Source organism: Pedobacter sp. Bi126 (genome assembly GCF_918698245.1).
GTDB lineage: Bacteria > Bacteroidota > Bacteroidia > Sphingobacteriales > Sphingobacteriaceae > Pedobacter.
Window position 1 is genome coordinate 37,403 of record NZ_CAKKMS010000009.1, and the last position, 11,219, is coordinate 48,621.

Consider the following 11,219-nt stretch of genomic DNA (forward strand, 5'->3'; position numbering starts at 1 on the left):
GCAATGACGATTCTTCTACTGGGATCTGTCAATGGTAGCGGAGTCGATTGCTTTTAATATATCGAAAAACAGGTCTTCGACTACGCTCTCCACAGGAGTCCTTTGGACAGACTGACATACTAATGATTTATAATAAAATTTAAACAGGCTCTAAAAATCAGAATAAATAATATTAACCTAATTAAAATGAGATATACGCTTACCTTGGTTTTGGCACTTGTTTTTAGTGTTATAAACGCACAAACAGCCCCAAAAAAATATCATCAATGGGCATTAACACCGCCTCTTGGTTGGAACAGCTGGGATTGTTTTGGAACAACCGTTACCGAACAGCAAATAAAAGAACAGGCAGATGCGATGGCAAAATACCTTTTGCCAAGCGGATACAACTACCTCACAGTGGATATTCAATGGTATGAGCCTGAATCAAAAGGACATGCTTACGACCCGAAGGCGCTGCTTACCATGGATAAATATGGCCGCTTAACGCCAGGTTTGAAAAAGTTTCCTTCGGCTGCAGATGGAAAAGGTTTCAAACATCTTGCAGACTATGTGCACGCCAAAGGACTGAAATTCGGCATTCATATTATGCGCGGAATTCCCCGTCAGGCTGTTGAAAAAAATACACCGGTACTCGGCACAAACATAAAAGCGCAGGATATTGCCATTAAAAGTTCTACCTGTCCATGGAATCCTGATATGTACGGCGTTAATGCCAGTAGCCCCGGAGGTCAGGCTTACTATAATTCTATTGTGCAGATGTATGCTGACTGGGGAGTGGATTTTATCAAGTGCGACGATATTTCGCGTCCTTATGATGATGTACAAAAAGCAGAAATTGAGGCGCTTCGCAAAGCAATAGATAAAACCGGGCGGCATATCCTGTTAAGTTTATCTCCGGGAGCAACGCCGGTTGAAATGGGCGATCATGTGATGAACCATGCCAATATGTGGCGTATCACCGACGATTTTTGGGATAAGTGGGGATTGTTGCAAGCGATGTTTGAGCGAATGGATGTGTGGACACCTTTTCGTGGGCCCGGACATTTCCCAGATGCCGATATGCTGCCTATCGGAATTGTTGAATTCAAACGCCCGACCAATTTCACCAAAAGCGAACAATATACGCTGATGAGCCTTTGGGCTATTGGCCGTTCACCACTTATTTTTGGTGGAAATATGACTAAGCTTGACGATTTTACGAAGGAAATGCTTACCAATCCCGAAATGCTCAAAGTAAATCAACACAGCATAAATAACCGTCAGGTGTCGCGCGAAAAGAATCTGATCGTATGGACAGCCGATGTGCCTGATAGCAAAGATAAGTATGTGGCCCTTTTCAACGCGCAAAGCAAGGGAGAGCATATTGATTTCAACAATGCCGATTATGTAAGTCCAATAATTGCCGGCAATGGAAGTTCGCAAAAGGTAGAAGTATCGGTAAAAGACGGTAAAAAACTTGTTCTTCTCGTGAAAGATGGAGGCAACGGGTTTGATTCGGATCATATCGTTTGGGCAGATCCTGTCCTTCATGGCCCCAAAGGCGATCTAAAATTGACGAGCCTCAAATGGCTGAGTGCAACCTCAGGCTGGGGAGATGCAAATGTAAATCGTACCTGCGACAACAACCCAATTATTATAAATAATGAAACACGAGAGGGAATTGGTGCTCATGCAGCGTCTGTGATCGTTTATCAATTGCCTGAAGGATATGATTCTTTTACAGCAACTGGCTACGTAACACAAGAAAAAGGCTCAGTGACTTTTGGCGTTTTGGTTGATAAAGGAACATTAGATTTTCCCGACAAGGCCAATGTAAAAGTAAACTTTGAAGCTATTAATATAAAAGGCAAAGTAAAAGTGCGCGATTTGTGGAATCATAAAGATCTCGGAACTTTTGATGGGAGCTTTGAACGTGAATTGCCACAACATGGGGCTGGACTGTATCGGATAACGCCTTTGCGATAAGATACTAGTGCTAAGTTATTATATGGATTGTCATTTTATACTCCCGCTGATTACGCGGAATACGCTGATTTAGATGTTCAGCGATTATCACCTAAATCAGCGGGAAAATAGAACCGCCATTTACTATTATAACATTTAATCATACAAATTAATATAACACAACAAAGTGAGGAGCTTCAATTTATACAAAAGACAATATTTTGCAAAACAAATGGTATTCGCATTCATACTGTTTATCAGCTTTTTTTCAGGATATGCACAAAATGGTATCGAAAGAAAACAGTTATTTGATGATGACTGGAAATTCTTTTTAGGTGATACGCCAGAAGCTAAAGCAAATGATTTCAATGATTCGGGTTGGCGTACACTTGATTTACCGCACGATTGGAGTATCGAAGGAAAAACTCATCCTAGAAATGCTACAGGTGGAGGTGGTGGATTTTTTCCGTCGGGGATGGGCTGGTATCGAAAAACCTTTCAGGTGCCTGATAGCTGGAAGGTAAAAAAAACAGCTATTTATTTTGAAGGTATTTATATGAATTCCGAAGTGTTTATCAACGGAAAATCGCTGGGTGTGTATCCTTATGGTTACACTTCGTTCAGTTATGACCTTACACCTTACCTGAATTTCGGAAAAGAGAATGTTATTGCGGTACGTGTCGATAATGCACAACAGATGAACAGTCGCTGGTACAGTGGTTCGGGAATCTATCGTCATGTTTGGATGATGGTTACTGATCCTGTACATGTTGCACAATGGGGTGTTGCTGTTTCAACTCCTGACGTATCTTCAAAAAAAGCAACTGTGTTGGTAAAAACCAAGGTTAAAAATGAAACAGCATCCGCACAGCGTGTTGTTGTACAAACCCTTATTTGGAATAAAAATTCTAAAAATACGGGTAATGGCCAGATGAAGGTCGAGCTTCCTGCCAATAGCGAAAAGGAAATCACTCAAACGATACAAGTGTCAAGCCCGATGCTTTGGACACCAGAAACACCGAATCTATACGAGGCTCAGATTCAGGTGGTAAAAGACAAAAAAGTGCTGGACGATACAAAAACCAATTTTGGCATCCGTTCCATAAAATTTACTGTCGAAAATGGATTTCAATTGAATGGGAAAACAGTGAAAATAAACGGCGGTTGTGTGCATCATGATAATGGATGCTTAGGTGCTGCTGCTTTTGACCGTGCCGAAGAGCGTAAAGTTGAACTGCTCAAAGCCGGTGGGTTCAATGCGGTGAGAACTTCCCACAATCCACCTTCTGAAGCGTTTCTTGATGCCTGCGACAGATTAGGTCTTCTCGTAATGGACGAATCTTTCGACTGCTGGAAAATTGGAAAAAACAGTAACGATTATGCAAAATATTTCAACCAGTGGTGGAAAAAAGATTTGCAGGCAATGATTTTGAGGGATCGTAACCACCCTTCGGTTTTCATGTGGAGCATAGGGAACGAAATTGTAGAACGGGGAAAACCCGAGGCTGTTGAAACAGCTAAAATGCTTTTGCAGGAAGTAAAAAAAATAGATACTACAAGGCCTGTAACCTCTGCAGTTGTGAATTTTGGCAAATGGGAAAACCTGGATTCTTTGATAAACATACACGATGTTGCCGGTTACAATTACAACCTGAATACTGCGCCAGACGATCATAAAAGAGTGCCTTCCCGTATCATTGTTCAAACTGAATCCTATCCTAAAGATGCTTTTGCCAATTGGAAACTGGTACAGGAAAACAATTATGTAATCGGTGATTTTGTTTGGACAGCGATGGATTATCTGGGTGAGTCAGGCATCGGCCGTTGGTATTATTCTGGGGATACACCTGGTGAACACTGGGAAAATAATTTTTTTCCATGGCATGGCGCTTACTGCGGCGATATCGATCTTACCGGATGGCGGAAACCCATTTCCCATTACCGGAGTATGTTGTACAATACCAACGAAAAACTCTATATGGCCGTTCGTGAACCTGCTCCCGAACCTTTAGAAATTAAAGAAACCTGGTGGTCTGTATGGCCAACATGGGAAAGTTGGACATGGCCAGGTTTCGAAGGAAAAACAGTTCAGGTTGAAGTGTATTCCAAATACCCGAAAGTGAGGCTTTACCTTAATAATAAACTGATCGGCGAAGAGGCAACTACCATCGGACAACAGTTTAAAGCTACTTTTCAGGTACCATATGCTGTGGGTTTGATTAAAGCCGTAGGGGTAGAAGACAATAAAGAAACGGGATCAGCCGTCCTCAAAACTGCTGGCGAGGCTGCAAAAATAACACTAACAGCAGACCGGAAAGAGATCTTGGCCAATGGACAGGATTTATCGTATATCGCAATCGAAGTAACCGATAAAGCGGGAACAATTCAACCTAATGCGACCAACCGTTTACATTTCAAAATTGAAGGTCCGGGCGTAATTGCAGGAGTGGATAATGCTGATCTGAAAGATTTTGAACAGTACGTGGGCAATACACGTAAAGCTTGGAAAGGTAAAGCTTTAGTCGTGATAAAGAGCAAACATGAAGCTGGCGATATCAAACTAACGGTTACCTCGCCTGATTTACCAGCGGAAACTTTAACCATCAAAACAGCAATTAAGGATTTAAACCACAAGAACTAAGTTCTCATGTTAAAAAAAACTATACCACTAATTATATTAACACTGCTTATTTCGGTAATAAGTGTAAAATCGCAGGAAGTCAACCGGTTTTTCCCAGAAAAAGACCTGATTACAACAGGAATATACTATTATCCCGAGCACTGGAAAGAAAGCCAGTGGGAGCGTGATATCAAAAAGATTTCGGATATGGGCTACGAGTTTGTCCACCTTGCAGAATTTGCCTGGTTTAAAATGGAACCTGAAGAAGGAAAGTTTGATTTTAGCTGGCTTGATAAGGTGGTGGGTTTATGTGCGAAATATAAGCTTAAGGTGGTCATGTGCACACCATCTGCAACCACACCAGCATGGATGCGGGCCAATTATCCCGAAACCTTTATCATGGACGGGCATTATATCCGGGCCGAACACGGCACAAGGGGACTGGCTTCAATCGTTAATTCCAAGTATCGGTTGTTTGTCGAAAAAATTGTAACCGAGATGGGCAGGCGCTATGGTCAGCATAAAAATGTAACCGGATGGCAGTTGGATAATGAGCCCGATGCCAAACCCGATTATAGCGTGTCTTCGCAGGAGGCTTTCAGGCAATGGCTAAAAAGCAGGTATAAAACCATTGATGCTTTAAATGATGCCTGGGGTACAGCTTTCTGGAGCCAGTGGTACAATAATTTCGATCAGGTTATGATCCATAACACCAATCTGGTTGGTTGGTGGGGCAACAATCCGCATGCCCTGCTCGATTTTAAGCGCTACTGTGCCGATGCACAGGCCGAATTTCTTGATTTTCAGGCCGGCACCTTACGCGGACTCATATCGAAGCAGCAATATATCACCACTAATTATACCGCTGTTTCTCCCGGTTCTGATCCGGGGCGGACAAAGAAACTAGATTTTGCAGCTTATACTGCTTATCCCAATGGTGGCAGCGACAACATTGGCGAACTGGGATTTAGGATGGGAGATAGTAGGGTCATCCTTTTTGCATCAGAATATTTTAAGCGTGTAGGAGGCATCTCGGGGGTGATGGAAATTCAGCCTGGTCCTGTAAACTGGGGAAGCTACAACCCCCTTCTTTTGCCCGGAACGGTACGTATGTGGCTGTACCATACCTTTGCTGCAGGTGGGAAACTTGCCTGTTCTTATCGCTTCAGGCAGATTTTATACAGTGCCGAACAATACCATTCTGGTGTGATACAAACAGATGGGGTAACACCTTCGGCTGGAGGCGAAGAGTATATCCAGTTTATGAAAGAAATAAAAGAACTGAGGAAGCTGTACAAGCCAGGGGCTAAGGTGCCTGAAAAACTGATGGAACGCTCAACGGCCATTCTTTGGAACCTGGAAAATTACTGGACCATCGACAGGCAGAAACAGACCAACCAGTGGGACACATGGAACTATCCCGTTAAGTTCCTTGAAATGGCAAAATCTCTGGGAGCCCCTGTTGATGTAGTGCCAGAAACTACTAATCTGTCGAAATACAAGGTGGTAATTGTTCCTGCTTACGAAATGGCCGACTCTGCTCTGGTAAAGAAATGGAATGATTATGTAACCCGTGGCGGACATTTGATTATTACCTGCCGTACAGCAACCAAAAACCGCATGGGGCATTTCTGGGAGGGTAAACTGGCAGCGCCAATTTCGGGCCTTATCGGTGCGCAGATTACGGCAACCGATATGCTTTCAGCTTATGCGAAAGGAGACATCCAGATGGGCTCAGAACACTACAAATGGAATAAATGGGGCGATCTGTTGCAGCCCGATCAAAATACGGAAGTTCTTGCACGCTATGAAAACCAGTTTTATAAAGGAAAGGCAGCTGTTGTAAAACACAAAATAGGTAAAGGATCGGTAACCTACATTGGTGTAGCCACAGACGATTCGAAGTTGGAAAAGGATCTGTTACGCGACATTTACAGCAGAGCAGGGGCAACTACCGAAAATTATCCGCCAGGTATTTATGTTTATTGGAGGGATGGGTTTTATATGGCCGTAAATTATTCTTCCACTGATTATATCATAAATATTCCTGCAAATTCGAAGATTATTGTTGGAGAAAAAACATTGAAGCCCGCTGGCGTATTGGTTTGGAGCGAATAAATGCCTTTTGGCGAATGGCTGCAGTATTTTTCATCCGAACAGTGGTTTTTTGATCCAGAGAAGTGTTTGCTATTTAGATTTCCTTAAAGATTATAAGGATTTAACTGTAGCTTAGCTATACTGGAACCTTGACCAGTTATAACCATTTAGCGCTTTAACATTGATATTGGAGGCTACCTCAAATCATCAATCTATATTACAGTAACATATGTACCGGTTTTTTGCTTTGATCTTTGTATCTATCTTGTGTAATTCTCTTTTTGCGCAAGAAAACGTATATCAGTTTTCTCATCTCAACATTGCTAATGGCCTATCAGATAATCAGGTAAATACCATATATAAAGATAACATGGGATTTATGTGGTTCGGCACCCTGTCTGGCCTGAACCGCTATGATGGACACGAATTCAAGATATTTAAACACAGTTCAAAGGATAGTACCAGTATCCCTGAGGGTTATATCTTAGATATATTTGAGGGGCCGGAAAAACAGTTATGGATTGCCTCTGGTGGTGGTTTTAGCATTTACAGTCCCTCAACCGAAAACTTTGAACGGTTCCAGGATAAACACCTTAAAAAGTATAAACTTCCTGGTGGGTACCTGAAGGCGATAAAAACCAATAATAGCGGCAAGCTCTATTTCCTGATCGAAAACCTGGGTATTTTTTGCTATGATCCAAAAACTCATGCAACCATCAGGTATGGGCATCAGAAGGGCATACCCAATTCATTATATGCTGATCAGATAAGCGATGTTATTGATGACGAAAAAGGCAATTTATGGGTTATTTATACCAATGGTGTTCTTGATAAGTTCAACTTAAAGAACCGCAGGGTAACAAACAGGTATTTTGCCATCAACAAACGGTTTGGTGAGCAGGTAAATTCTTTCAATCTCAACCGCGATTCGGAAGGCAATATTTTTATTTATAGCAGGGGTAACCCTTTCGGTCTATATTACCTAAATGTGGCAAGCCAACAGTTTAGTTATTTTGGAAAAAAGCAGGATCAATCGGGATTAAGCTCGAATAACGTAAGTAAGGTAATTGAGGGCGACGATGGCAAAATCTGGATAGGGACCGATCATGGCGGAATTAATATCCTGGACAAGTATACCCACAAGTTAACCTATATTTTAAGTAAAGAAGATGATCCGAAGAGCTTAATTGATAATAGTGTAGCCGCCCTATATAAAGATAATAACGGAATAGTGTGGGTTGGGACCTATAAAAAAGGGATCTCTTATTACCATAAAAGTATTTATAAATTCCCCTTAAATCAGTATCTAACTGGGAAAAATGCGCTAAACGAGGATGTTAATTCATTTGCAGAGGACAACAAAGGCAACCTGTGGATCGGAACAAACGGAGCAGGCCTGTTGTACTTAAATAGAAGTACAGGCGAAATAAAAAGGTACCGTAATAATCCTGTCGGCAGTAATTCTTTAAGCAGTGATATTGTGATCAGCCTTACTATTGATCATTCAGGTGTTTTATGGATCGGTACCTATTTAGGAGGCCTTGATTCTTTTGACGGGAAGAAGTTTACGAATTTTAAGCACAGCGCTGATCCCTTGAGTATTTCAGATAACCGGATTTATGCTTTGCTGGAAGATTCTTCCAACAGGCTCTGGGTAGGCACCCTAAACGGTGGGCTAAATTTACTTGACCGTAGTACCGGAAAATTTAAACACTTCAACCCTTCGGTTAAAAATACATTAAATGCTTATGTGGTTACCTGTTTGTACGAAGATAAAAACAAAAACATCTTAATCGGCACCACGGCAGGGCTGAATATCTTGGATGCAAAAACCACTAAGTTTAGCTATTTTAAAAACAACAGCAGAGATACCAATTCCCTGATACAGGGCGTCGTAAATTCAATCACCAATGATAGCAGGGGATGGATTTGGATAGGCACAAGAGAAGGGATAAGCATATACAATCCTGCAAGCAGAAAGTTCACTAATTTAAGCGAAGAGGTTGGCCTGCCTGAAAATACAGTGCTTTCATTTATCGAAGATGAGGATCACAATATCTGGTACAGTTCCCTTAAAGGGCTTTATAAAATTTCGGTAATTGCTCAGGGGGAAAGCTATAAGTTCAGGTACAGTAAATACAACAAATCAGACGGGTTGCAGAATACGCAGTTCAACATCAATGCAGTACTCAAAACTAAGGTAGGCGAACTGGTTTTTGGAGGGCCAAACGGCTTCAATATTTTCAGGGCACGGCAGATCAAGAACAGCCAGTTTTCATCAGCATTGGTCATGACCGATCTAGAGGTGTTTTACCATAAGGTAAACGTTGGCGAAAAGATAAACGGGCATATTATTCTGCCCGAAACCATAACAGAACTTAAGAATTTAACCCTCACCTATAAAGAGAATATCTTTTCGGTCCAGTTTGCGTTGCTCAACTATCTTAATCCCCAAAAGGTAATCTATAAATACAGTCTGGAAGGATTCGATAAACGTTGGCTTACAGTACCTTCAGAAAGCCGTAAAGCTACTTTTACAAATCTCGATCCAGGAGAATACACACTCCATGTAAAAGCCTTTAACGAAAACGACGCTGCGCTCCTGGCCGAATCACAATTGAAAATTACCATTTTACCTCCCTTCTGGCGCACAACATGGGCGTATATCCTGTATGTTTTGGCCATTGGTTGCCTGTTGCTATTTATTAGGAGAAGGGGGATCAATAAATTAAGGAGGGAGTTTGCTTTGGTACAGGAAAGGATCCAGGCCCGGCAATTACGCGAGCAAGACCGTAAGGAGGCTGAAAGGTTACGGGAACTTGACCTGTTAAAAATTAAATTTTTAACCAACCTGAGTCACGAGTTCAGGACGCCTATTTCCCTGATCCTGGCTCCCGTAGACAAACTTTTGATCGAATCCAAAGAGAAGGAAAGGCACGGTCAGCTGGCCATGATCAAAAGAAATGCACGGCGGTTATTAAACCTGGTAAACCAACTGCTCGATTTCCGTAAAATGGAAGAGCAGGAACTAAGGTTAAATAATAGCGATGGCGAAATTGTTTCCTTCATTAAAGATGCAACAGATTCTTTTTATGATCTGGCAGAACGGAAGCAGATCAAACTTACTTTTAAAAGCACTATAGAGAATTTATATGTATCATATGATCAGGATAAGATAGAGCGGATATTGTTCAATTTACTTTCGAACGCATTTAAATTTACACCTACAGGCGGAACAGTAGGTGTTGAGCTACAAATACTGGATGGTAAACCAGGAGATGGCAGGGTTTCATTGGAGTTAAAAGTGATAGACTCGGGGATTGGTATTCCAAAAGATAAACAGGAAAAAATATTCGAACGGTTTTTCCAAAATGATACTTCTTCTTCCATTCTCAACCAGGGTTCGGGGATAGGCCTTTCCATCACCAGAGAGTTTGTCAAAATGCACGGTGGCGAAATAGTAGTAAAAAGCGAACCTGGTTTGGGGAGTTGTTTTACATTATCCCTCAATCTTGTACCTGTTGCAATTTCCGGGCAGGAGCAAAAATATCTTGAGGATGATGATGTGCCAGATGCCGCACCAGATAAAAAAGATGGAGAAAAAGAATCTGCCGACAAGCGCCTCCGCGTAAAAAATGCCCCTCTCATTCTGTTGGTTGAGGATAATGAGGATTTTAGGTTTTACCTTAAAGATAACCTGAGGGTTTTTTATAAAATCGAAGAGGCATCAAATGGTAAGGAAGGCTGGCAAAAGGCGCTTGCACTACATCCAGATCTGATTGTTTCCGATATCAGTATGCCAGAAATGACTGGCAATGAGCTTTGTGGGAAATTAAAATCAGACGAAAGGACAAAGCATATCCCAATTATTCTTTTAACGGCTTTAACGGGTGAAGAAGAACAGCTAAAAGGTTTAGAAATAGGCGCGAACGATTACATGACCAAACCCTTTAATTTTGAGATTTTACATTCCAAAATCAAGAACCTGCTCACGCTGAATCAAACCTTTAAAAAAACTTATTCCCGACAGGTGAGTATGGCATCGCCGGAAATGGAAATAGAATCCGATGATGTGAAATTCCTGAACACCGCATTGCTTTACATTGAAGACAATCTCCATAAGCCTCAATTATCAGTGGAAGATCTGAGTAAACATATGATGATCAGTAGGGTATCGTTATACAGAAAGTGTTTACGGGTTACCGGTAAAACCCCAGTTGATTTTATCAGGTCTGTTAAGCTCGAGAAAGCCGCTGTTTTATTGGAGAAAAGTAGTAAAACCATTTCTGAAATCTGTTATATGGTTGGTTTTAGTACTCCTAACTATTTTGCAAAGGCATTCAGGGAAAAATACCAGTTACTTCCTTCAGAATATAGAGCGAAAACAAAGGATTCGGATTAAAAACAGCTCCTTGCGCCTTTCGGACAGGATGATTGATTGATGGTGTTGAATTAAATAAAAACACAGCTGCGTTGCGGCTCGATGTTATTAAGTTAAGTCATCCCACACAAGCAAAAATAATTTAACCGCAGATAGAAAGGATGTATACAGGTA

Annotated in this window: 4 protein-coding genes; all 4 read left to right on the forward strand. The window is 41.5% G+C overall.

Annotation, left to right across the window (positions count from 1 at the left end):
- Positions 1-186: 186 nt before the first annotated feature.
- The 4 genes from LQ201_RS23885 to LQ201_RS23900 all read left to right on the forward strand — a co-directional run bounded on the left by LQ201_RS23885 (position 187) and on the right by LQ201_RS23900 (position 11,066).
- The gene (locus LQ201_RS23885; RefSeq protein WP_230146174.1) at positions 187-1,968 is read left to right on the forward strand and encodes an NPCBM/NEW2 domain-containing protein; all 1,782 of its coding nucleotides are present in this window, start codon (positions 187-189) and stop codon (positions 1,966-1,968) included.
- Positions 1,969-2,179: 211 nt separating this feature from the next.
- Positions 2,180-4,588, forward strand: coding sequence for a sugar-binding domain-containing protein (locus tag LQ201_RS23890; protein ID WP_230146175.1), 2,409 nt, complete (start codon positions 2,180-2,182; stop codon positions 4,586-4,588).
- A gap of 6 nt (positions 4,589-4,594) precedes the next feature.
- The gene (locus LQ201_RS23895; RefSeq protein ID WP_230146176.1) at positions 4,595-6,685 is read left to right on the forward strand and encodes a beta-galactosidase; all 2,091 of its coding nucleotides are present in this window, start codon (positions 4,595-4,597) and stop codon (positions 6,683-6,685) included.
- Positions 6,686-6,893: 208 nt separating this feature from the next.
- Positions 6,894-11,066 (forward strand): two-component regulator propeller domain-containing protein, encoded by a 4,173-nt coding sequence (locus LQ201_RS23900; protein ID WP_230146177.1) that lies wholly within the window; start codon positions 6,894-6,896, stop codon positions 11,064-11,066.
- The last annotated feature ends 153 nt before the right edge of the window (positions 11,067-11,219 follow it).

Bases quoted from the DNA above. Each gene is read 5' to 3' on its own strand.
- LQ201_RS23885 (WP_230146174.1), top strand. From the start codon at position 187: ATGAGATATACGCTTACCTTGGTTTTGGCACTTGTTTTTAGTGTTATA.
- LQ201_RS23890 (WP_230146175.1), top strand. From the start codon at position 2,180: ATGGTATTCGCATTCATACTGTTTATCAGCTTTTTTTCAGGATATGCA.
- LQ201_RS23895 (WP_230146176.1), top strand. From the start codon at position 4,595: ATGTTAAAAAAAACTATACCACTAATTATATTAACACTGCTTATTTCG.
- LQ201_RS23900 (WP_230146177.1), top strand. From the start codon at position 6,894: ATGTACCGGTTTTTTGCTTTGATCTTTGTATCTATCTTGTGTAATTCT.